Here is a 22,253-nt window from a genome sequence, read left to right as displayed (position 1 = left end):
TATGTCAGAGAAAATTTTAGTTATCAGAATGGCTGAGCAAGGCGATGCATTGGCGATTGGTCTTCCGGCTGTCAAATATTTTCAGAAACGGTATCCCCATGCGCAAATCACCGTGCTTACTTATGGTGAAAACAAAGTTTTTTTTGAAAAAGGTGCGCCGCACGCGCGCGTGATGCAACTTCCTCAGGGAGCCTGGCCCGATAACATTGTTGCTGCAATGGAGCAGTTCTTAGGATTGGCAGAAGAAGTGGTTGCAGAAAATTTCTCCCTGATAGTGAATCTCGATACTGCATTTATGCCCTGTTTTTTGGCGCGCTTTTTAAAAGATGCGGGAGAACCGGTTGAGGGAAACCTTTTAGCCTTTTCCGTTGCAGAGTTGATTGAGGAACTTCAACAAGAGACATTGTCACCAGTTAAAGTCAGTGAAGCAGAAACGTATTTGCAAAGCACATGGCTGACATTTGGTCAGTGGTTTACGCAATGGTGGGATACGGATGCGCCGCCGCAACAAGGTTATCCAGAATATTTTCTTAAACGCTGCTGCGGCTTCAGCGATATTGACCTTGATATGACGCTTAACGTTACCGGAATTGCGTCAGACAAACCCTATATTGCGGTAAGTATTGAAGGAGCGGAAGACGGACTTCTCGATCACTCAGCGTTCTTTAATATGCTCGATTTACATAAAGTAGAATACAAAGTGTTGTCTCAGAATACACCTGTTACTAAGCGTCTCGAGATTGTAAGTAGTGCAGAATTGTTGGTGACCATTCCCTCGGCTTCTCAATGGTACGCGGTGGCGACGCACACACCAACCCTTTTACTCGCGGGCACCTTTGATCCGCGAATTACCATGCCTGATTATGCAACTACTGTGAACCAGCCGGTAGATGCTGGCGTGTTGGTGAATGATATTGTCGAATTACTGGAGGCGTCTTAAGTGAAGCAAGCAATCCGGATCGGAGATTATCTCGTCGGGGCTGATGCCGCGCCTTTCATCATTGCGGAACTGAGTGGAAACCACAGTCAGGATTACGCGCTGGCTGAGAAAATGGTTGATGCCGCCGCAGACGCAGGTGCACATGCTGTCAAGCTCCAAACCTATACTGCAGATTCCATGACATTGGATGTAGACAGCGCCGACTTTGTTATTGGCGAGTCTGATAGTCTCTGGGCCGGTGAGAAGCTCCATTCTCTTTACCAGAAAGCCGCCACCCCCTATGAATGGCATAAGGCCTTGTTCGAACGTGCCGGAGCCAGAGGTATGGTGGCATTCAGCTCCCCGTTTGATACACATGCAGTGGATTTTCTGGATGACCTCGATGTCCCGTGTTTTAAAATCGCTTCGTTCGAGCTGACTGACTTACCCTTGGTTGCCCACGCCGCTAAAAAAGGCAAGCCACTTATCATGTCCACAGGTATGGCAAGCCTCAGAGAAATCGAGGAGGCGGTTCAGTGCGCCAGAAATAACGGCTGTTCGGATATTATTCTTTTAAAATGCACCAGTACTTATCCTGCTGAACCCAATAATACAAATCTTGCGACAATACCCAATATGAGAGCTGCATTTGATTGCCAGGTAGGGTTAAGCGACCATTCTGGCGGTATTGGTGTGGCTGTGGCATCGGTAGCATTAGGCGCCAGTGTCATTGAAAAGCATTTTGTGTTAGATCGAAACGCCGGCGGCGTCGATGCGGCCTTTTCGCTGGAACCGTCAGAGTTAACTTCATTGGTTACCGAAACCCGACGAGCTTGGCAGGCAATGGGAGAAGTACGATACGGAGGCTCTCAGGCTGAAGCCACTGCTAAGCAATATCGCCGCTCGATATACGTGTCAGAAAATGTCAGAGCGGGAGAGGAGCTGAGTGAGAGCAATTTGAAAATTGTGCGCCCCGCTTTTGGGCTTGCTCCTCGTCACTGGCAGGAAGTCATTGGCAAAGTGGCGTCAAAAGACTTGAGTAAGGGAACCGCGTTGCGATGGGAACACCTTTCCTCGTGACCGACATCCTTTTTTGGGCTGAGGGCAGCAGACAAAAAGGCATAGGCCATATTATTCGATGTCTGGCGCTGGCTCAGGCTGCAAATCAGCACCAAATGGAATGTGTATTCATGCTCGATAAGGAAGCAGCAGACATTGCGCGAGCCCAGCACGACTGGGATTTTCCTGTTGAACTTATCGACAAGTCAGCGTTAACAGAGGCGTCAAGCGGTAAAAACGGGAATGTGCTGGTGGCGACATTGAAGAAGTATAGGCCGCGTATTCTGGTGCTCGATGGTTATCAACTGCCCGTGGATCTTATTGATGGTGCAGCCGGAAAGCTGCCTTTTACGGTCGTGCTCGACGATGGCGAGCAACGGCTGGTTGCGTATGCAAACCTCATTGTAAACGGCACTACGCAGGCTCTGGACGCAGACTACGCGTCACAGAATGCGCGCGCTACGCTTTGTACCGGGCGACAGTACAGGCTACTCAGACAAATGTTTCGCGATACGCCAGCATGTCCTGTTGAACAGCGTCAAGGCATTGTCATAGCCTTCGGCGGAAGCGATCCGGCAGAGCTGACGCTGCCACTGTTATCAGCTCTGGATGCCTTAGGTTCAACTGTTCCGGTGCGCGTAATTACCGGCCCGGCTTACCCAAACCCTGAGCGTGTAGGCGCGCTCTCCCGAGCGTTGGGATATGCTGTCCAGCATGTACACCAATGCCAAGACATGGCTTCTGCCTGGGGCAGTGCCAAACTGGCAATCAGTGCTGCCGGAGGCAGTCAGTTTGAGCTTGGCGCCTGCTTTACTCCGTCTATTCTGGTTGTAGTAGCAGAAAATCAGCGCGAGGCGACAAACAATGCGCAGCAGGAAGGCTGGTGTGAGACTTACGACCTGAATACTCGCCCCCTAGAGATTGCAGAACAGGCGCTCAAGCTTTATCAGGATAATAACGCGTTGAAAGAAATGTCACAGGCTGCACGGCAATATTATGATGCCCACGGGGCGAGCAGAGTCACAGAAGCCATAATCGGAGCCATAAATGGTTAAGGTAACAGGCACTTTACCCCAATTAACGATAAGCGGTTATCAAGTGTCACTGGAGCCTTTGCACGAAAATGACATCATGCAGCTTAGGGCGTGGCGAAACTCTGAATTTGTCAGGCACAAGATGCTGTCTTCTGACACCATAACTGAGCTCCAGCAGCGAAACTGGTTCAGCAAGATCCAAAACGATCCGCAGCAATGTCACTGGGTAGTACGCTATAAAGGCGCGGCTATTGGCACAACGAATATAAAGGTGCCTTCCGATAGCTCGGCGACATCGGTATCCGTGGCAAAAGCATTAGAGCCTGGCTTGTATATCGGTGAACCCACCTATCAGGGGAATATCATCGCGTTCGCTCCCACACTCGCGCTCTATGATTACTGCTTTGATTATCTTAATATCAACACCTTACAGGCGACTGTGAAAGCCGATAATCGTTCGGCGCTAAACTATAATGAAAAATTGGGCTATGAAACCGTGTCACGTTCCGATGACGGATGCTGGGTAACACTTTGTATTACTAAAGCACGTTATGAAGAAGCTACAACGATGATCAAACGTTTTTTATCCCGGTAATTAAGGCGAGAACACCATGACGAATCAGGAAAAACTAACGCAGGCGTTTTGTGACGCATTGGGTATCGGGCCAGACCAGGTGAAAGACGACCTGCAATACAACACTATTAAGGAATGGGACTCGACCGCACATATGGTACTCATCTCGGAGCTTGAAAATACTTTCGACGTGATGCTGGATACCGACGATATTATTGACATGAGTTCGGTCGCGAAAGCTAAAGAAATTCTGGCAAAATATGACGTCTCTTTCTGATACGTCCTGTTTAACCGGTCACAGTGTATTAGTAACCGGCGCTTCAGGAGCGATTGGCCAGGCCATTGTCAAGCGACTTCTAGCTGATGGCGCTGTGGTGTTTGCTGCCGGGCGAAATGAAACGACACTACAAAAGCTAAGCGAAACTGATCCCGCCCGGATTGTTCCCCTTGTGTACGATATTGCTGATGAACAAGCGGTTAAGGCGGCTTTTCGCACTATCCAGAGTAAACAGTCCGACCCTGCTGTTGGTAGCTTAATCGGTCTGGTAAACAACGCCGGCGTTATGGATGAAGCCTCCTTAATGCTCAGCAGCCTGGATGCCGTTAAACACCAATTGAACGTGAACTTTCTGGCTGCCTATCAACATATGCAGTTAGCTGCCCGTTTAATGGCCAGACTGAAGCAGGGAGCCATCGTTAATGTCGTTTCTCAAGTGGGCGAGCAGGGTAGTGCTGGTATGAGTGCCTACGCTGCCAGTAAAGCTGCGCTGACAGGTGCAACGAAAGCATTGGCAAAAGAACTGGCATCCACAGGGATCAGAGTCAATGCAGTCGCCCCTGGCTTCATTGACACATCGCTTACCGAACACTACGACGACAAAGCGAAAGAGGCGGTGTTATCCAGAACGGCGTTCAACAGAGCAGGAACACCAGAACAGGTCGCTGACGCTGTCGGTTTTCTGATGAGTTCGGCATCCTCTTATACGTCGGGACATGTCTTCCCGGTGGATGGCATATTTCACCCGTAAACCAAGGATAACAGAATGATCGACTGGATCTCTTCACTAGGTTCCTGGGCTGAACGGGTTGCGCTGAAGATGAATAGCGATTCTGTTACTTATGCCTTATTGGAAGAAAAAGTAAAGCAATGCCAGACTCATCTGCTTGATTTACTGAAAAACAGCCAAGATGCCCGAACTTTGGTGCAGAAACCTCGACCCTTGGTGTTACTGCAAATGGAAAACTCGCTCACCGGAATAGTTTACTATCTGGCCTGTTTGCGCGCCCGGTGGCCGGTTATTGTTGTCAGCCCACAAATGCACGACGACGGAGTGGAGCAACTAAAAGCATCGTTTCTTCCTAATCTTGTGCTCACCGATACCCATGAATTGAGCTTTCATCCGCACAGGCATGTTCTTGACGATAAACTGGCATTAATTCTACTGACATCAGGGTCGACCGGCGGCGGCAAGGGGGTAGCGCTGTCGTATACTAATATTCAGGAAAACACTCGCAGCATCTGTCAGTATTTGCCTATTCAAAAAGACGATATCACGCTGGCCAGCATGCCGTTTTCTTATTCCTACGGCTTGTCAGTTTTACATACCCATCTGGCACAGGGAGCCTGCGTTGCCGTTACTTCACATACTATCGTGGAGAAAGGTTTCTGGGAGCTGGTAGAACAATTGCCGGTAAACTCACTTGCCGGCGTGCCCCATTGGTACGATATGCTCATTCGGTTGCGGTTTACCCGGCGAAGTTTGCCAGCGCTTCGGTACTTTACGCAGGCAGGCGGTAGACTCTCAGAGTACACGGTTAATGCATTGGCAGAGTTTGCCGATAAGAATAACAGCCAATTTTTCAGAATGTACGGTCAAACGGAGGCGACAGCCAGAATAGCATGGCTTCATCCGGACAGAGTGAGAAAGCCAGACGCGATAGGTCAGGCCATTCCGGGTGGAACGCTCTACTTAGAAGATGAAGAGCAGAACCGTATATCTGAGCCCGGAAAGGTGGGAGAACTATGCTACATTGGCCCAAACTGCATGCTTGGTTATGTAGAATCTGTGGGTGAGATGGCCAGTTTCGATGTCTCAGGCATTCTCAGAACCGGGGACCTGGCTTACTTTGATGACGACGGAGACTTTCGAATTGCCGGTCGCAAAAAGCGTATCATCAAACTGTTAGGTGAGCGGATTAACCTTGATGAACTGGAACGCCTTTTTGCATCAAAAGGGTTTGAAGTAAAGTGTTGTGGAGATGATAGTCATCTTTTTATTTTTTGCTTGCAAGACAGGCGCGAGCAGGTGCACGCATTAGCTCGTGAGTGGGTAAATGCGCCACCGAAGTTTTATCACGTGAATGTGGTTGCAAAGTGGCCGTTGCTGGCAAACGGCAAAATCGATTATCAGCAGCTCACTTTATTGGCCAATAACGCAGTAACAGGTAACTAGCAGATACAAAGACTATGACTTCCCAGGCTTATCAGGACCGTTACGAACAACTGCTGGCGCAGGATATGTATTCTCTGAATACCGCAGAGAAAGAAGGAGCACTGTTACCCGTCATTCAAGCGCTGCATCAGCATCATAAACTACACTCACCGGCTTATTCTAGACTGGTTCAGCATTATAGAGATCAGCCTGATACGATTGAAGATGTGCCTTTTTTGGCCGTTCGTCTATTTAAATTATTTTCCCTGAGCAGTATTTCAGATGACGACGTTTTCAGGGTATTACAATCTTCCGGGACGACCAGCCAAACCCCCGCAAAAGTAATTCTCGACAGGATAACCAGCGCGCGTCAGAGTAAAGCACTGGTTAAAATTATGCAGAACTTCATCGGCAAACAACGTTTGCCACTGCTGGTTATCGATGCTCCGTCAGTGTTAAAAAATAAAGCGCTGTCAGCACGTGCGGCCGGAATACAGGGTATGGCATTTTTCGGGCGCCAGACAGTGTATGCGTTGAATGATGATATGACGTTAAACACCGACGCGCTTAATTCATTTCAGAAGTTATACGCTGATCAACCAGTACTGGTGTTTGGTTTCACCTTTATGGTGTGGACCTGCTTTCTGGAAGCATTAAAGGCGCAAAAGCTATCATTATCGTTACCTCATGGCGCGCTCATTCACAGCGGAGGCTGGAAAAAGCTGACCGATAAACAAGTCGACAATCCCACCTTCAAGCGCGAAGTGACCAGGCTTACCGGCATACCGCGTGTGCACAATTTTTATGGTATGGCTGAGCAGGTCGGAACAGTATTTGTAGAGTGTGAACAAGGGCACCTGCATGTTCCTGAGATGGCAGACATACTTATCCGGGATCCGTATTCGCTTGCCGTTTGCGAAAACAAAACGCAAGGACTCATACAGGTGATATCTTCAATACCGACCAGCTATCCGGGTTTTAGTTTATTAACGGAAGATGTCGGGCGGGTGCTGGGACAGGATGATTGTTCATGTGGACGATCAGGTAAGTATTTTGAAGTGCTTGGAAGGTTACCCAAGACGGAGGTGCGTGGCTGCAGTGACACGCAGGTTTCAGTATGACACTGAACATCGTAGCCCCCAAATCGCACGTTGCTGCCACAGTTATTAGCGACTGGGAGATCTGGACACTAACCCCAATGGGGTTCTCTAGCGACAAAGCGATTGCTTTTTTGCAGGACGTCTCGACAAGAATGATGCGAAGTTCGGCATGCCGTGAGCATGCCGAACTTGTTGCGTTGGCGTTCTGGCTGCGGGAGGCCAATACCAGACATATTCTCAAGGCTTACAATGAAAGCAGTTATAAAGCACTGGGTACGGTAGTGCACTTTACGCCGGCGAATGTGGACACCATGTTTATTTATAGCTGGGTGTGCTCCCTACTTACCGGTAATAAAAATATTGTCAGGGTGTCGTCTCGTTCAGGCGCAGTGCAAACCCTAATTGTAGCCTTGCTCAACGAGGTATTTTCCTTTGGTGATTATCGTGATATTGCTCAGCGCAATCTGTTTATTCAATATCAGCATGATACTCAGGAGGGCGCCGAGTACACGGCGTCATTGTGCATCGACGCTGACGCCAGAGTATTGTGGGGGGGCGATAACAGCGTTAACGCGCTCAGGCGTTTCGCCTGTAAACCCCGTTGCAGGGATATTAGCTTCGCAGACCGTTATTCGGCCTGCGTAATTGACGCTGGTACCCTTGTGAAGGAGGACACCGCCAAGCAGGCGGCAGCTACTTTACTGAAAGATATTGCGCCATATGAACAACAGGCCTGTTCCTCTCCCCGTGTGTTGTTTTGGTTGGGTAGCCGCAAATCTTTGTCGCAGTTCTTTGGCCAGATTGAATCCGGGGTAGACAGACAGGCTGACAGCGCGATAACAACGAAAAATGAGCAGCTGATCACGGCGCAATCTGTGCAATTGGTGACTGAGGTTAACCAGGTGATAATTGGTGGCGCGATATGTGTCATCGAGTGTGCCCGGTTTGAAGAGGGACTTCTGGATTACCATGTCGGTCGACAGGTGCTGTACTGTCAGTGTGTGGATACCTTAGATGAGATTGCGGAGTCAATCTCAGATCGTCTGCAGACACTGAGCTACTTTGGTATCGCAAAGCAGGCATTAGTAAAGTTCATCGGCCAGCCGTCGATAACAGGAATAGACAGAGTGGTTCCGCTCGGACGAGCGCTTGAGTTTGCACCTCAGTGGGACGGGTATGAGTTAATAAGCCAACTGGCACGGCGTGTGGTAATAGAATGAAGCTTTCAGTGCTGATCCCTGCATATAATCTGGAAAAGTACATCGAGGAAACCATCCGGTCGATTTGCGAGCAGCAAACCGATTTTGGGTACGAGGTTATCGTTTGTGATGATGCTTCTCCTGATGGAACTGCGCAAATTATCAGGCAGTTAGCAAGCGAGTTTGACAATCTTGTTCCTGTTATCAAGAAGGAAAATGGTGGACTTGCAGAGAACATGAAGACGCTGCTGTTGCAGGCGAAAGGTGAGTATATTGCTTATCTTGATGGTGATGACGTCGCTTTGCCCGGCAAGCTGCAGACGCAGGTCGACTACCTTGATAACCATCCTGAGTGCGGGATGGTTTATCACGAATCAGATGTGTTTGATTCCGATACCAATCAGTCGATAAAACGCTATTCGGCTGATCATTATAACTGGGAACAGATCCCCGAGAAGTCCGATATAACCCATCTTGTTCGTTATGGCACTTATATGCAGGCAAGTAGCGTAATGTTTCGCAATCATGACAATACGCAACATACCGTGTTAGATGATTGTCGCATTATTCTGGACTATCCTTTCTACGTCATGAATGCCGGTTATCTTAACGGATCTATCGATTTTATACCGCAGGTGCTCGGTCGCTATCGTATGCATGAAAACAGCTTTGGTGCACAGACACAAAAAAGTGTGTCCAGACGTATTCAGAGTCTGCATGATATTGTGACAACGTGTCAGCATGCGCGTCAGTTCATTGATGATGACACTATCATTCAGCAGGGAATTGCGCACCATCACTTTGCGGCATCGTTGTATTTCCTTTTCAGACATAATGACGAGCAGTTTTTGCAGCAAATTGAGCTGGCGTCGGCCGCTGAGCATTTTTTTAATTCGCGTCACCTTCTTGCCTGGGAAAACCGGCATCAGCCGGAAAGAGCGCGAGCACTGTTAGCGGAGTAGGAAAATGAAACCTGATGTCATTGTCGTCGGCGCAGGATTTTCTGGTGCTGTCATGGCAGAGCGGTTTGCCAGTGTAGCGAACAAACATGTCCTGGTGTTGGAGCAGCGCTCTCATATCGGGGGAAACTGTTACGACTTTAAAAATGAACACGGTATTGTGGTTCACCAGTATGGCCCGCATCTTTTTCACACCAGTAAAGAACAGGTCTGGCAATATCTGTCGCAGTTTACTGAATGGCATAGGTATGAACACGAGGTATTGTCGAGAGTGGACGGTAACCTTGTTCCGCTGCCATTTAATTTAAACACGTTAGATGCACTGTATCCTGCTGAAGAAGCAAAGCGTATCGCCTCATTGCTGGTCAACGAATATGGCCGTGATGCCAAAGTTCCCATTCTGAAATTAAAACAGTCTGAGCACGATACCTTGCGGGCTTTGGGACAGCTTGTCTATGACAAGTTTTTTGTCAATTACACGGTGAAACAATGGGGGTGTAAGCCAGAAGATATTTCTCCGGAGGTTACCGCACGTGTACCGGTGGTAATATCGCGGGATAATCGCTATTTTCACGACCATTATCAGGCTATTCCGTCACAGGGGTATACGCCGATGTTTGAGGCCATGCTGTCACATCAAAACATCGAAGTGGAGCTCAATTGTAACGCTGTGGCCCGGTTACGACTGGATGCCGGCAGCGGAGCTATTTATTTCGATGGAGAGCGCTTCGACGGGAAAATCATTTTTACCGGCATGCTGGATGCGCTGTTTGACTATGTGGCTGGTGAACTGCCTTATCGCTCGTTGAAGTTTAAGTATGAAACGTTACCGGTGGAGTATTACCAGCCAGCCACCACAGTGAATTATCCCAATGAAGAAGCATTTACCCGGATCACTGAATTTAAGCATATATTACCGGTCACGAGTGCTCATACAACGATTGTCAAAGAGTACCCGCAAGACTTTGATCGTTTAGACCCGGAAAAAAACGTGCCTTACTATCCGGTGTTCACAGATCAAAACCAAGCGTCACATCAGCGATATCAACATCAGTGTAATCAGTTTGCTAATCTACATGTGTTGGGGCGTCTGGCGGACTATAAGTATTACAATATGGACGATGCGGTGGCCAATGCACTGGCGATGTTTGAGCGCATCGCGACGGACTTGTAATGCCGCAAGTATCGGTGATAATGCCAGCATACAATGCACAAGCATTCATTTCCGAGGCTGTGTCCTCTGTACTCGCCCAGTCTTTTCGCGATTTTGAGTTATTAATCTGGGATGATGGCTCGACTGATCAGACAGTTTCGCTTTGCGAAAAATGGGCTGAAGAAGATAGCCGGGTCCGGGTATTCGTAAGCGCCAACCGGGGGGTGGCCCATACGCTTAATACGCTGTTGAATGAGACGTCTGGTGAATTCATCGCCCGTATGGATAGTGATGATATTTGCTATGCAAACAGACTGGCAGTGCAACTGGATTACTTCTCAAACAATAAAGCATTGGGTGTGCTTGGCTCAAAAGTTGATTTGTTTGGCGCTACGACAGGTTGCTGGCACTACCGACAAACCCATAAGCAAACCCAAGCGCTGGCAATGTTAGGCAATACCCCGTTGTGCCATCCCAGTTGGATGGTTCGTCGAGATTTGTATGCGGCTTATCGTTATTCGCCAGATTTGGAATACATGGAAGACTATGGCTGGCTTGCACGTATTTTGTCAGAAACGGGGTGGCAAATGTATGCAACCCAAGAGTCGCTAATGAAATACCGGGTACATGCCGATAACGTTTCTATACACCATGCCTGTAAACAGGCAGAGCTGAGAAAACGTGTACTGACTAGTCTGTGGACACACAGTGGGATTATTCACTCACAGGCCGATATTGATGTGTTTTGTGATACGTTGCTGACAGGGAAAAGCTACGCTGATCCGGATGCGCTAGTGGAGTCAGTTGAACGGATCGCGCCTCAGCTTGAAAAATTAAATTCCTGTACGGCTAGCGAAGTGGCTAGCCGGTTAAAGCGGCATCAGTAGTAGTGCCTGGAGGTAATAATGCAAAAGTTAACCCTTATTAGCTTTGGTTTTAAATATGGAATTCCTAACGCGAATTACTATTTTGATGTCAGCTTCGCAAAGAATCCGGCACGGGAAAGTCGCTGGAGTCTGTTTGATCAGCCCGATAACCAAATGGTTGACTATGTTCTTAGTCAACCCAAGGTCAATGATTTCATTAGTGCGTTGTTACCGATGATGGATGTGATCATTACGCTGGACGATGATGCCCGGATTGCGCTGGGTTGTAATGCTGGACGCCACCGCTCGGCGATTATTGTTGAGCATGTTGCGGCGAAAATGCGCGCCAAAGGCGTAGATGTTGATGTGATTCATAGGGAGTGGAAAAAGTGAAGTCTCAACCAAGAGTGGCGATCGTTATTGTGTCGCGAAACCGCCCAGACCTGGTGGAACGAAGTGTAAAGCAGTTTGAAGCCGACAGTTATCCGAATAAAGGTATTCTGGTTGTAGAGTGCGGTACTGAACCTGCGAACCTTACGTCATATCAGACCGTGCTGTATTCTGACGATGACTTTAAAGGGAAGTGTTTCGGGCACAACGTGGGTCTGAATTATCTGAACATGCAAAGAGAGTATGATTATTACCTGTTTTGTATGAACGATGTTTTTATTAACGATAAGCAGGACTTCATTCAGGAAATGATTGATGTCATGCAGGATAACCCCAGATTAGGGGTAATGTCGCCAACAGAAAAAGGCGCTTCGTATCCAGGTGCTGAGCCGCAGTCGAAGGGCGTTCGCCCGGTTACCACCTCTGATTATCTGTTTTTGTTTATGCGCGGTGAAGTGGTCCAGAAATATGGCTTTCTAAATCATACCTTCAAATATTGCTGGGGGGCCATTCACGAATACAGTTATAAACTGTACAGTGATGGCTGGTTTATGGCGTATTACGATGGTCTGGACTATTTACATCTGGGCGGCACCACGTACGGCAATAAGGCAACCAAAACGATTTCACGCGAAGAATACCTGGTAAATGCCAAGCGTTTTGCGTATCAGTATTTTATCGATAAATACGGCGAAAACTGGGATGTGAGGTTTTGGGAGGCCGCGACCCAACACCATGACATTGAGCATAATACCTACAAAGCGCATCGCCATTATTGGGCCGGAGCTATGTGATGTATGCAGATGTTAGCATCGTCATACCGTGCTTTAATCACAATGAAGAGCTTGATGGAGCGCTTCATTCAATCTGTAAGTTAGAGGTAAAGCCTCGCAAAGTCATTGTGGTAGATGATGGCTCCGATGTGCCCGTAGATATACCTGTTGCGCAGGAAGTTAATATCGCTTTAATCCGTCAGGAAAATAAAGGGCTGGCATGCGCCAGAAATACAGGTTTAATTGAGGCTGAGACTCGATGGGTGCTGTTTCTCGACGCAGATGATGAATTACTTCCAGATGCGCTGAACAGCCTTTCCGATAGTGCAACGACTGATGTTATTTGCTCCGCCTATGTTCTTAATAAACAGGGCAAGGAAATGGTGATTTATCCGCAAGTGGGCGACCCTATTGCAGCTCTACTTCGCAGTAATATTGGTCCGCCAGCTTCGTTTTTCTTCCGGACAAGTCTTCTCAAAGAACTTCGTTTTAATGAAAGTGCTGACCTTCGGAAAGGCCATGAAGACTATGACTTACTATGCCGGCTTGCGTTGACCAATGCCACCTTTTCATCCCTGCACAAACCGACCGCACGTTATATAAAGCGCGAAGGGTCCATGTCTACCGACACGCTTAAAATGGCAGAGTCCAGAGTTATCGTCTGGTCTGGGTTTTTTCTTCAGCTGCGCAGTGACCGTGACACGTATTTGCTGGCAGCATTTCACTTTCTCGCTGAACATTGGGGGGACATACTCAAGTTCAGGTATGCAGCTTCAACCGAGATCATCAGCAAACTGAATCAAATGATAAAGTGCTATAAAAGCTCAGTGCTTGATTTCGACTTTCTTTTTAATAAATTACCGTCAGAGTTACGTGAACACTTGCTGCCGTTTACACCTGACGAGAATAACGTCAAAGCTAGAATAGAAGTGGCAAATGAAGTTTTTGACTGGCGTGGGCGTGATTACCAAAGATTGGTTACCTATGAACGCTTCACAAATTTGCTATGCAGTCACGCACCTGACGCTGTAAAAGGCGTCTATTTGATTGGAGCAAACACGCTGGCAGCATCTGTTGTCGAGCCAATGAACACGGTCTATAGCGTGCAGGTGATTGACGATACCAAAGCCGGAGCAGACTTTATGGGTGCCACAGTAAAGCCATGGCAGGCATTGACTGTTGAGGAAGACCTTATTTATTTCATCGCAAGCTATTCCAGCTATACAGCAGTAAAAAACAAGCTTCTGGCTTCTGGTGTCAAAGAGGAATGTATAATTTGAAAAAGACAATGATACTTGCCTCTGGACTTCAGAGTGGAGGTACTACACTCGTTTCCTCTTGCTTTTTAAAGCACCCTGATCTGGATGGTGTGCTAGATATGGCGTCAGACCGAATTGAGGTAAACCTGTCACGTGTGAGCACATCTCTGACATGGGTTAAAATGACAACTGTCGCATTCTCCTGGCAGGAAGTGGCTGAGGTTTATGCTATTGAGGGCTTCGAAGTATACCCTTTGCTCATTGTACGAAACCCTTTCGACGCGTGGGCGTCACTAAAGAACAAGTGGTACGGACTGAATAGTACTACCGCAGAAGATCCACCTTTATTTTTGAGATTCAGGCGTTTTCTGCATGACTGGCAATTTTTTATGCAAAAAGGATATCCGATTATTCAGTTCGAGTCGTTTATAAGTAATCCTGAGCAAGCCTTAAAACGGGCATGCAAGTCGCTGCCTATAGAGTTTCATTCAGGCATGCTTGAAAAGGATACCGATCTCAGCGGTATTGCTTATGTCACTGAGTCAAATGCGAGCTTTGTAGACTCCCTTGATAAGGGGATATCAAATCAAATCGCGACTAGAGCGCGGAGTATAGATGAGACGGAATATGCGTGGATTTTGGAAAATATGCACGAGTTGCTTGCGTACTACCAATATGAAAATAGCCATAATGTCGTACTAGCCTCACCAAATCAGGGCTTAGCCCCGCAACCTTTTGATAGTCGTCGATACCTCGGCTTCGGTCCTCGAGCATCTGACAGGAAGGTGTCCAGGCAGTTATCTTCTCTTATCGTAACGTGCCAGAGAGCTCTCACTGCCGGAAAGCCGCTGTATATTTATGGGGCTTGTGAACTTGGAGAGTACCTCCACGGGGTGCTGCATAGTGAAAATATTCCGGTTACTGGGTTTGTCGATAGTTATTCTGACATCGGTAGAAAGTTTTGCGGACTGGAAGTCAGTCAATTTGATTCGAGTAGGCATTGCGATAGCGTTTTTATTGTAGCGAGCTTCCATCACGCAACAACGATAAGGGAGTTGCTGAATCTACATATGCCAGACGATGCAATTTTTACTTTCTAGTGTTGTTATCGTGGGGATAATCATAAGTAACATTCGGTGAGGCAAAGAATATTTTTTATGGCTCAAAAGTTGAAGCTGTATTTACACATTGGTTGGCCAAGGTCTGGTTCAACGTCAATTCAGACCGCGTTCTACAATAAACGTGAGGAACTCTTACTGCATGGTATTCTCTACCCCAAATCAGGATTGCAACATGTCGGTCATCATCAATGGGCTTACCCATTACTCTCGTCACCAGTAGATTGGATTAAGCCTGCGTCAATTACGGCGTTATTGCAGGAACTTAAAGAAGAAGTGTCACATTGTGACTCCAACGTTGATAGCGTTTTCTTGTCTTCCGAGGCTTTTATCTACTGTAACAATTACGAAAATTTGAGAAATGCGTTTACTGATTTTGATATTGAAATAATTGCAATCGTGCGAGAGCAGTTGAGCTTGATCAATTCTGCGTACTTACGGCAGTTGTCAACAAATGCAACTAAGCTTAGTCCAGAGAATTATGTATCAGAGTTTATTGACAAGCCCGATTACTTTTTTGAAAAAAAGCTGTCTCCAGTTTTATCTGACAGGCAGCATGTAAAATTAAATGCTTTTCCATTCTCATCGGTGAAGAATCAATTCTGGCATCGTATCTCAGATATTATTGGGGTCCCGAAAGATATTTTTGCGCGTGTTTGTCAGCCTGCAACTAATGTGAGTTTACCAAGGAAAGCGATTGAGCTACTGCAGTCATGGCCAGAAAATGTAAGGTTACTTGGGCCCGGTTTCGAACAATTTAGACAGCTTTTGCTTAATGAATTTGGTAGTGCACAACCAGGCTCGACCATGCTGACTGAAGAGTTATGTAACATCATTGTCGATCGATACAAGGCAGACAGAATCTGGGTCAGAGAAAACTTAGATATAAAACTAAGCCCGCCATCACTAAAGCTTGATTCAGAGGGGCTTCAAATTAGTGATACATTGAGAATAATCAGGCGCCTCGTTTGAAATGGTTTAATTTACAAGTCTAATATTGGTTAACGTACCAATCATCCCAACGTGAAACCTCGGTATTCCAACGAGAAAAACCCTTACCGGTGAGAAGTTCCTTTATTCTTTCGCGCTTTTTTTGGTCTCCACCGTGCTCCACGGCAATTAACTTTATATGCCATTTTTGGATGTCAAAATTTTTAAGAATTTCGTATTCAGACCCTTCTGTGTCGATAGATAAGAAATCGATGGTGTCGGGCGCATTGTATCTTTGTAGCAATTCGTTCAACGACAGACAATTAACTGAAATAACATTGGCGTCTGCTCGAGCACCGGTTTCCTCATGATGATCTGTCGGAACGATGTTACTTAACCGGGAAAGCTCAGGTTCGCTCTCGACATCGTAAAAAGTAGTCGTGGCATATTCGCCGTCAGTGACACAGTCAAAACAAATTGAGCAGTTCCTTTCCTGTTTGAGTGCGTTATGCCATCTTGGGTTAGGCTCGGCGAGAATACCTTTCCATCCGTATTCACGTTCAAGTAAAGCTGTATTGCTCATTGATAAGCCGTCACATGCGCCAAACTCAACAAAAAAGCCGACCTGTTTTTCTTTGAGCATGAAAAGCACCCACAGGTCCTGATATAGCTGGGCATATGATTTTTCAGCAAGAGGATATGCGAAGTGAAAAAATTCAAGAACCTGCGTATCCTTTAATGAGCCGTCTCTTTTACGATCCAGTACGCGCTTTACAAAATCAGCTGTTGTTGCTATTGCCTTTCCCAATGGTTCCTCCGATTTTTGAGCAGTCAGCATACCTTAGCTTAACCACATTAAGTGTTAAGTTGTATCGTGGCAATAATTCTCTTAACGCAATATACTGAAAAACTAATCTAAATGGTGAAATATACCCTGGTAACAAAACTTAGCCCATACAAAACAAAGTGATACTGGCTATGGTATGAATTAATATACTAAAGTATGCGGCATCTTGCTTAGTAAATAGTCATTATTCTGCTAAACTGATTATAATATTAGCGGAGGTGCTATGATTGAATTTAACAGCTCAGGCTCATCGTCGCTTCTCCAACAGGTGCAGGAAAAACAAACCAACCTGATGGAGAAACTTGCCAGCGGCAAAAAGATAAACAGTGCCGCTGATGGCGCTGCGGCGCAGCAGATTATCGACCGGCTGACTTCACAGGTTGAAGGGAACCGCCAGGCTATTAGTAATGCCTATGACGGCATTTCACTGGCGCAAGTAGCAGAAGGTGGGTTGGGAAACATCAATAATGATGTTAATCGCATTCGCGAGCTTACCATTCAGGCCGGCAACGGGATCTTAAGCGATTCTGATAAACAGGCCATACAGTCTGAAATCACCCAGTTGCAGGACAATATCAGTCAGACCATCGAGCAAACAAATTTTGCCGGAAAACCGCTGTTATCTGAAAATGGTTCATTGAGTTTTCAGGTAGGGGCAAATGACGGTCAGCAAATTGATGTAAATACGCAGGACATAGGCAGTCAGCTATCGGATGTGCTCAGCATCGATATCACAGGTGGAACCAGCGTAAACGATGCTCTTAGTGCCGCAGATGCTGCTATTGAAGTGGTTGGCGGTGCGCGATCTGATTTGGGGGCAACCCAAAGCCAGTTTGAGAGCACGGCGCGCAACCTTTCTCAAGCCGATGTGAATACGTCAGCAGCGCGAAGCCGAATTGCAGATACAGATTATGCGCAGGCAGTATCGCAAAGCATTGCCAATGACACATTAGGTCAGGCGGCATTAACCGTTCAGGCTCAGTCCAATCAGCAGAAGGGACAAGTGCTCAACCTGCTCAATTAATCTTCACAGAATTTGAAAAAAGCAGGGTAACCTGCTTTTTTTATTACTGGAATTCAGGAATCAGCAGTTGCGCTGGTATCTTTTGCCGTTACAATCATGCAGGTGCGCTAAACTGTTAATAATAAAAACGCGTTTTCGGGGAATTGATGAAGGATATCTTGCTCGTTAGTGATAACGGCGACCTTACTCACAGCTTAGAAACCATCATTACCTTCTTGGGGGAGCCATGCCAGCACACAAGTTTTTCCGCTTGTGAAGAGGCATTGCGCGCCACTAAGGTAGATGCTGTGCTGATAGATTTTGATGACGCGGCCAAAGCCAAAGCGATAATCACACAGTTTCCTCATATTCCTTTTGTGGCTATCCAGCCCGCCAACGGCCAGATAAAGCCTGACTGCAATCTGGTCAGTGTTATTACTTTGCCACTTACTTACCCCGTACTCACCCAGGCTATCCACCGGTGTCAGGAATATAGTCGCCAAAAACCTGGTGCAACAAGAGGGAGTGGCGCCAAAACCCGCTTGTTTCGCAGCCTGGTTGGTAAAAGCGATCAGATTCAGGGCGTGCGCCGACTGGTCGAGCAAGTTGCGCCTACCGATGCCACGGTACTGATTCTGGGTGAATCCGGAACGGGTAAAGAAGTGGTAGCGCGTAATGTGCACTTTCTCTCTGCCAGAAAAGAAGGGCCATTCATTCCGGTAAACTGTGGTGCCATTCCCGGCGAGTTGCTGGAAAGTGAGCTGTTCGGGCACGAAAAAGGCGCGTTTACAGGGGCTATCAGTGCACGAAAAGGGCGATTCGAGCTGGCCGAAGGCGGTACGTTGTTTCTGGATGAAATTGGCGATATGCCAATGCAGATGCAGGTAAAGCTCTTGCGGGTACTGCAGGAACGGACTTTTGAACGTGTTGGCGGCAACAAGCCGATGCAGTGCAACGTTCGTATTATTGCTGCAACACATCGTGATTTAGAGACGATGATCAGAGACGATAAATTCCGCGAGGATTTGTACTATCGTCTGAATGTCTTTCCCATAGACAGTCCTGCATTACGAGAGCGTCGCGATGATATTCCGTTGTTGTTGCAAGAGCTTATTAGCCGCATTCAGGGCGACGGCGTTGATGGCGTGCGGTTTACTGAGCAGGCTATCGGCTCTCTGATGGAGCATGACTGGGCGGGCAATGTGCGCGAGCTGTCGAATCTGGTTGAACGATTGAGCATCCTGTATCCCGGGCAAATCGTCGATATACAGGATCTGCCGCAAAAGTATCAGTACGGTGATGTGGAAGCCTACCAGCCGGACTATCCTGAAGAATTACTGGAACGGGATGCCTTTAACGCCATCTTTGCTGAGGCTGCTGCCAGTGAGCCCGCGCAAAGTGACGAGTCTGAATCGCAAGACAGTGACGCTTATATGTCTTCTCAGCTCCCGGAAAGCGGCGTCAATCTGAAAGAATATTTGTCTGAACTGGAAATCAATCTTATTCGGCAGGCGCTGGAACAGCAGGACTGGGTAGTTGCCAGGGCGGCAGACAAGCTGGGTATGCGCAGAACAACGCTGGTTGAAAAGATGCGTAAATACGATATCCAACGCGAAGAGCAAATCTGACAACGCGGGGCGGGCTACTCGCCCTGCATCACATTTTTCACTGAAGTTCTTTCTGCTGGCACAGATGTGTCACGACTTTCCCGCCCAGTGCGGGTCGTCGAAAAAGCTTGGTGTCAGCGCGCTTATTTTTGTCTTGGGTGGGGTGAGCGCCTTCTGCTGAAGTCGTTTTCGGAACACTGCCGTTTCCCTCTTAAAACAACTATCACTGCGTTTCCGGAACGCGACAATCATTTTAAAAGCCTGCACGCTGCTCACCTCAAAACCTTGAAAGTCGGATCTTTGACGTTATTCCGTGACCGCCATTTATCACTAACCTTATGAAAAATATTAAAAATTAAATTGGCACGACTCGTGCTATCCACTATGACATAAGCAAGCCGTCTGCTTTTTGACGAGGATACTATGGCATACGATAGCAGTCTTAGCGCCACTACACATTTTGACAACGACGACTCGATGTACACCGCGTTCGGTCATGACCAAACGCCGCGCAATCAGGATGTGTCATCTGCTGATATTGCCTCTTTGCGTCAACAGGCCAGCCGACTTGAACATTTACTTAAAGTTATGCCGGCAGGCGTGATTGTTCTTGATGGGCGCGGCATTGTACGACAGGCAAACGACCAGGCGCGGGATCTTCTTGGAGAACCGCTTGAAGGCCAGATCTGGCGAACTATCATTCATCGTTCGTTTAAACCGCGTGCTGATGACGGTCATGAAGTGTCACTGACGGATGGCCGTCGAGTGAAGTTATCCATTACGCCGCTGGAAAAAGAGCCTGGCCAGTTGATTGTATTGACGGATTTGACAGAAACCCGTCAGTTACAGGCCAGAGTCAGTCATATGCAGCGCCTGTCTTCGTTAGGCAAGATGGTAGCCTCGCTGGCACACCAGATCAGAACGCCGCTATCTGCCGCCATGCTGTATGCGTCAAACCTGACCCGTAAAGGGCTGGGTGAAGAGGCGTCGCATAATTTTGCCAACAAACTTTCTGCGCGTCTGAAAGAGCTGGAAAGTCAGGTAAACGATATGCTGCTGTTTGCAAAATCCGGTGAAGAGCAAGTTGTTACTACGCTGACTTTGCAGGATATCGATGAGGCTATTCGCACCACCGCGCAAACCATCGCACAGCAGGCGGAGCAAAACGTCAGGCTGGAAGGATTCGATTCAGACGTTACCTTCACCGGCAACCTTACTGCGCTTCAGGGGGCACTGCTTAACCTGATTAATAATGCCAGTCAGGTTACGGCGAAATCAGGCACGATTACGGTAAAAGCGTTATGTGCGAAAGGCCAGGTCGCCATTACGGTATGTGATGAAGGGCCCGGTGTTCCTGCAGATCTGCAATCGCGGATTTTTGAACCCTTTTTTACGACTAAAACCCATGGAACCGGGCTCGGACTTGCTGTGGTCAAGTCTGTGATTAACGCGCACAAAGGCCAGCTCTCTGTTGCGAACCTGGCTGATCAGGGCGCGTGTTTTACTGTTTCTCTGCCTTGCGCCTCAGCGCAGGACAGTCACCCGCATCGTTATGCAGGAGTTCACTCATGAGCAAAACCACCATTCTTATCGTTGAAGATGATGCCGGCCTGCGAGAAGCACTGGTCGACACACTGTTGCTGGCGGATTACCAGGTGCTTGCGGCGGACAGTGCCGAAGACGCGCTGATGCTGCTGACAAATCAGTCGGTGGATCTGGTTGTTAGCGATATTCAGATGGGCGGCATGAATGGGTTGTCTCTACTGAAAAATATCAAAAGCAAGTCGCCGCAAATGCCGGTGCTGCTGATGACCGCGTATGCCACTATTGATGACGCCGTGCAGGCAATGCGCGACGGCGCTACCGATTACCTGTCCAAGCCATTTGCACCGGAAGTGTTGCTTAATCTGGTTGGGCGCTATGCGCCGGCACAGAAAGTCGAAAGCCGGACACCGGTAGTCGCTGATCCCAGCAGTATCGAGTTACTGAAACTGGCAGGAAAAGTCGCGAAATCTGAGGCTACCGTGATGGTGCTGGGTCCCAGCGGTTCAGGTAAAGAAGTCTTATCGCGCTATATTCACGATCAGTCGCCTCGTGCGGCAGAGCCGTTTGTGGCAATTAACTGTGCGGCTATTCCTGAGAACATGCTTGAAGCAACCTTGTTTGGCTACGAGAAAGGCGCGTTTACGGGGGCGGTCCAGGCGTGCCCGGGCAAATTTGAACAGGCCCAGAACGGTACCCTGTTGCTGGATGAAATCACGGAAATGGATCTAAGCCTGCAGGCTAAACTACTGCGGGTATTGCAGGAGCGGGAAGTCGAACGTCTAGGCGGACGCAAAACCGTACAACTTGATGTGCGGGTGATTGCCACCAGTAACCGCGACTTACGACAAGCTGTCGAAGCTGGCGAATTCCGCGAAGACCTTTATTATCGATTGAATGTATTTCCTATTGTATGGCGACCGCTGGCGCAGCGTCCCGGCGACATTGTGCCATTGGCGGAACACCTGATTGCACGTCATGCACAGGTGCAGAAGCTGGGCACGATTAAGCTCAGTGCAGCAGCACGCAATAAGCTGACGCAATATACCTGGCCGGGTAATGTACGTGAACTCGAAAATGTTGTGCAACGCGCGCTTATTCTCTGCGAAGACAACTGTATCGATTCGTCTGATTTGATGATTGATATGGCGGCATCACTGGCCAGCCACTCTCCAGAGCCGTCTGCGGTGGAAGAATCGAGCCGTTTAGGATCAGAGCTTCGTCAGCAGGAGCACCAGATCATTCTGGATACGCTGGAGATATGTAACGGAAAGCGCAAGGATGTCGCAGAGAAGCTCGGGATAAGCCCGCGGACACTACGCTACAAACTGGCAAAAATGCGCGAGGACGGCATCGACGTACCTGCGTGATGGTGAGCTGCTTTGGGCTAAAAACCTCAGCGATATTACGTAAACAAGAAGACCGCAGAAGCGGTCTTTTTTATTGCGCGGTTATACGCTGCTGTCATTTTTTTGGCATCTACTATAAC

Annotated in this window: 22 protein-coding genes; 21 read left to right on the top strand and 1 reads right to left on the bottom strand. The window is 47.9% G+C overall.

The window, feature by feature from the left end:
- Window position 1 precedes the first annotated feature (1 nt).
- From JKP77_RS08950 to JKP77_RS08870, 17 genes are read left to right on the top strand one after another with little or no spacing between them, the layout of a single operon-like run.
- Window positions 2–940 (top strand): glycosyltransferase family 9 protein, encoded by a 939-nt coding sequence (locus tag JKP77_RS08950; RefSeq protein WP_218310842.1) that lies wholly within the window; start codon window positions 2–4, stop codon window positions 938–940.
- Complete coding sequence (pseI, locus tag JKP77_RS08945) at window positions 941–1,999, top strand: pseudaminic acid synthase (protein WP_218310841.1); 1,059 nt, start codon at window positions 941–943, stop codon at window positions 1,997–1,999.
- Window positions 1,978–3,033 (top strand): UDP-2,4-diacetamido-2,4,6-trideoxy-beta-L-altropyranose hydrolase, encoded by a 1,056-nt coding sequence (gene pseG / locus JKP77_RS08940; protein ID WP_218310840.1) that lies wholly within the window; start codon window positions 1,978–1,980, stop codon window positions 3,031–3,033. The genes pseI and pseG overlap by 22 nt, the downstream gene beginning before the upstream one ends.
- Window positions 3,026–3,607: a GNAT family N-acetyltransferase gene (locus JKP77_RS08935; RefSeq protein WP_218310839.1), complete on the top strand. Its 582-nt coding sequence runs from the start codon at window positions 3,026–3,028 to the stop codon at window positions 3,605–3,607. Before pseG ends, JKP77_RS08935 begins: the two co-directional genes overlap by 8 nt.
- A 16-nt stretch (window positions 3,608–3,623) precedes the next feature.
- Window positions 3,624–3,863, top strand: a complete 240-nt coding sequence (locus tag JKP77_RS08930; protein WP_218310838.1) for an acyl carrier protein — start codon at window positions 3,624–3,626, stop codon at window positions 3,861–3,863.
- Window positions 3,847–4,614 (top strand): SDR family NAD(P)-dependent oxidoreductase, encoded by a 768-nt coding sequence (locus JKP77_RS08925; RefSeq protein ID WP_218310837.1) that lies wholly within the window; start codon window positions 3,847–3,849, stop codon window positions 4,612–4,614. Before JKP77_RS08930 ends, JKP77_RS08925 begins: the two co-directional genes overlap by 17 nt.
- 15 nt (window positions 4,615–4,629) lie before the next feature.
- Window positions 4,630–6,039, top strand: a complete 1,410-nt coding sequence (locus JKP77_RS08920; RefSeq protein ID WP_218310836.1) for an AMP-binding protein — start codon at window positions 4,630–4,632, stop codon at window positions 6,037–6,039.
- 14 nt (window positions 6,040–6,053) lie between these two features.
- On the top strand, window positions 6,054–7,139 hold the full coding sequence (locus JKP77_RS08915) for a LuxE/PaaK family acyltransferase (protein WP_218310835.1): 1,086 nt from the start codon (window positions 6,054–6,056) through the stop codon (window positions 7,137–7,139).
- On the top strand, window positions 7,136–8,338 hold the full coding sequence (locus tag JKP77_RS08910; protein ID WP_218310834.1) for an acyl-CoA reductase: 1,203 nt from the start codon (window positions 7,136–7,138) through the stop codon (window positions 8,336–8,338). Before JKP77_RS08915 ends, JKP77_RS08910 begins: the two co-directional genes overlap by 4 nt.
- A complete protein-coding gene (locus tag JKP77_RS08905) occupies window positions 8,335–9,279 on the top strand; it encodes a glycosyltransferase family 2 protein (RefSeq protein ID WP_218310833.1) in 945 nt (314 codons plus the stop codon). Before JKP77_RS08910 ends, JKP77_RS08905 begins: the two co-directional genes overlap by 4 nt.
- 4 nt (window positions 9,280–9,283) lie before the next feature.
- On the top strand, window positions 9,284–10,450 hold the full coding sequence (glf, locus tag JKP77_RS08900) for a UDP-galactopyranose mutase (protein WP_218310832.1): 1,167 nt from the start codon (window positions 9,284–9,286) through the stop codon (window positions 10,448–10,450).
- Window positions 10,450–11,316 (top strand): glycosyltransferase family 2 protein, encoded by an 867-nt coding sequence (locus JKP77_RS08895; RefSeq protein WP_218310831.1) that lies wholly within the window; start codon window positions 10,450–10,452, stop codon window positions 11,314–11,316. Before glf ends, JKP77_RS08895 begins: the two co-directional genes overlap by 1 nt.
- Window positions 11,317–11,334: 18 nt before the next feature.
- The gene (locus JKP77_RS08890) at window positions 11,335–11,688 is read left to right on the top strand and encodes a RapZ C-terminal domain-containing protein (RefSeq protein WP_218310830.1); all 354 of its coding nucleotides are present in this window, start codon (window positions 11,335–11,337) and stop codon (window positions 11,686–11,688) included.
- The gene (locus JKP77_RS08885) at window positions 11,685–12,479 is read left to right on the top strand and encodes a glycosyltransferase family 2 protein (RefSeq protein WP_218310829.1); all 795 of its coding nucleotides are present in this window, start codon (window positions 11,685–11,687) and stop codon (window positions 12,477–12,479) included. Before JKP77_RS08890 ends, JKP77_RS08885 begins: the two co-directional genes overlap by 4 nt.
- Window positions 12,479–13,738 (top strand): glycosyltransferase family 2 protein, encoded by a 1,260-nt coding sequence (locus JKP77_RS08880; protein ID WP_218310828.1) that lies wholly within the window; start codon window positions 12,479–12,481, stop codon window positions 13,736–13,738. Before JKP77_RS08885 ends, JKP77_RS08880 begins: the two co-directional genes overlap by 1 nt.
- The gene (locus tag JKP77_RS08875) at window positions 13,735–14,817 is read left to right on the top strand and encodes a hypothetical protein (protein WP_218310827.1); all 1,083 of its coding nucleotides are present in this window, start codon (window positions 13,735–13,737) and stop codon (window positions 14,815–14,817) included. The genes JKP77_RS08880 and JKP77_RS08875 overlap by 4 nt, the downstream gene beginning before the upstream one ends.
- Before the next feature lie 57 nt (window positions 14,818–14,874).
- Window positions 14,875–15,807: a hypothetical protein gene (locus JKP77_RS08870; protein WP_218310826.1), complete on the top strand. Its 933-nt coding sequence runs from the start codon at window positions 14,875–14,877 to the stop codon at window positions 15,805–15,807.
- A gap of 19 nt (window positions 15,808–15,826) precedes the next feature.
- Here JKP77_RS08870 and JKP77_RS08865 read toward each other — a convergent pair whose 3' ends face one another.
- On the bottom strand, window positions 15,827–16,573 hold the full coding sequence (locus tag JKP77_RS08865; protein ID WP_218310825.1) for an FkbM family methyltransferase: 747 nt from the start codon (window positions 16,571–16,573) through the stop codon (window positions 15,827–15,829).
- Window positions 16,574–16,835: 262 nt separating this feature from the next.
- Between JKP77_RS08865 and JKP77_RS08860 the strand changes: the two genes are divergently transcribed.
- The 4 genes from JKP77_RS08860 to JKP77_RS08845 all read left to right on the top strand — a co-directional run bounded on the left by JKP77_RS08860 (window position 16,836) and on the right by JKP77_RS08845 (window position 22,134).
- Entirely contained in the window at window positions 16,836–17,636 is an 801-nt protein-coding gene (locus JKP77_RS08860) for a flagellin N-terminal helical domain-containing protein (protein ID WP_218310824.1), read from the top strand.
- Between the two features lie 146 nt (window positions 17,637–17,782).
- Window positions 17,783–19,243, top strand: coding sequence for a sigma-54 dependent transcriptional regulator (locus tag JKP77_RS08855; RefSeq protein WP_218310823.1), 1,461 nt, complete (start codon window positions 17,783–17,785; stop codon window positions 19,241–19,243).
- Between the two features lie 402 nt (window positions 19,244–19,645).
- Window positions 19,646–20,794, top strand: a complete 1,149-nt coding sequence (locus JKP77_RS08850; protein WP_218310822.1) for a sensor histidine kinase — start codon at window positions 19,646–19,648, stop codon at window positions 20,792–20,794.
- Complete coding sequence (locus JKP77_RS08845) at window positions 20,791–22,134, top strand: sigma-54-dependent transcriptional regulator (RefSeq protein WP_218310821.1); 1,344 nt, start codon at window positions 20,791–20,793, stop codon at window positions 22,132–22,134. Before JKP77_RS08850 ends, JKP77_RS08845 begins: the two co-directional genes overlap by 4 nt.
- The last annotated feature ends 119 nt before the right edge of the window (window positions 22,135–22,253 follow it).

Source organism: Alteromonas antoniana (genome assembly GCF_019249295.1).
Taxonomy (GTDB): Bacteria; Pseudomonadota; Gammaproteobacteria; order Enterobacterales; family Alteromonadaceae; genus Alteromonas; species Alteromonas antoniana.
This window is presented reverse-complemented; position numbering and strand designations above follow the sequence as displayed.

What these genes read in the sequence shown, in the direction of transcription:
- JKP77_RS08890 (WP_218310830.1), top strand. Translation starts at nt 11,335, where the DNA reads ATGCAAAAGTTAACCCTTATTAGCTTTGGTTTTAAATATGGAATTCCT.
- JKP77_RS08950 (WP_218310842.1), top strand. Translation starts at nt 2, where the DNA reads ATGTCAGAGAAAATTTTAGTTATCAGAATGGCTGAGCAAGGCGATGCA.
- JKP77_RS08860 (WP_218310824.1), top strand. Translation starts at nt 16,836, where the DNA reads ATGATTGAATTTAACAGCTCAGGCTCATCGTCGCTTCTCCAACAGGTG.
- JKP77_RS08935 (WP_218310839.1), top strand. Translation starts at nt 3,026, where the DNA reads ATGGTTAAGGTAACAGGCACTTTACCCCAATTAACGATAAGCGGTTAT.
- JKP77_RS08855 (WP_218310823.1), top strand. Translation starts at nt 17,783, where the DNA reads ATGAAGGATATCTTGCTCGTTAGTGATAACGGCGACCTTACTCACAGC.
- JKP77_RS08930 (WP_218310838.1), top strand. Translation starts at nt 3,624, where the DNA reads ATGACGAATCAGGAAAAACTAACGCAGGCGTTTTGTGACGCATTGGGT.
- JKP77_RS08870 (WP_218310826.1), top strand. Translation starts at nt 14,875, where the DNA reads ATGGCTCAAAAGTTGAAGCTGTATTTACACATTGGTTGGCCAAGGTCT.
- JKP77_RS08880 (WP_218310828.1), top strand. Translation starts at nt 12,479, where the DNA reads ATGTATGCAGATGTTAGCATCGTCATACCGTGCTTTAATCACAATGAA.
- JKP77_RS08920 (WP_218310836.1), top strand. Translation starts at nt 4,630, where the DNA reads ATGATCGACTGGATCTCTTCACTAGGTTCCTGGGCTGAACGGGTTGCG.
- JKP77_RS08845 (WP_218310821.1), top strand. Translation starts at nt 20,791, where the DNA reads ATGAGCAAAACCACCATTCTTATCGTTGAAGATGATGCCGGCCTGCGA.
- JKP77_RS08895 (WP_218310831.1), top strand. Translation starts at nt 10,450, where the DNA reads ATGCCGCAAGTATCGGTGATAATGCCAGCATACAATGCACAAGCATTC.
- JKP77_RS08910 (WP_218310834.1), top strand. Translation starts at nt 7,136, where the DNA reads ATGACACTGAACATCGTAGCCCCCAAATCGCACGTTGCTGCCACAGTT.
- JKP77_RS08905 (WP_218310833.1), top strand. Translation starts at nt 8,335, where the DNA reads ATGAAGCTTTCAGTGCTGATCCCTGCATATAATCTGGAAAAGTACATC.
- JKP77_RS08850 (WP_218310822.1), top strand. Translation starts at nt 19,646, where the DNA reads ATGGCATACGATAGCAGTCTTAGCGCCACTACACATTTTGACAACGAC.
- pseG (WP_218310840.1), top strand. Translation starts at nt 1,978, where the DNA reads ATGGGAACACCTTTCCTCGTGACCGACATCCTTTTTTGGGCTGAGGGC.
- JKP77_RS08925 (WP_218310837.1), top strand. Translation starts at nt 3,847, where the DNA reads ATGACGTCTCTTTCTGATACGTCCTGTTTAACCGGTCACAGTGTATTA.
- JKP77_RS08915 (WP_218310835.1), top strand. Translation starts at nt 6,054, where the DNA reads ATGACTTCCCAGGCTTATCAGGACCGTTACGAACAACTGCTGGCGCAG.
- glf (WP_218310832.1), top strand. Translation starts at nt 9,284, where the DNA reads ATGAAACCTGATGTCATTGTCGTCGGCGCAGGATTTTCTGGTGCTGTC.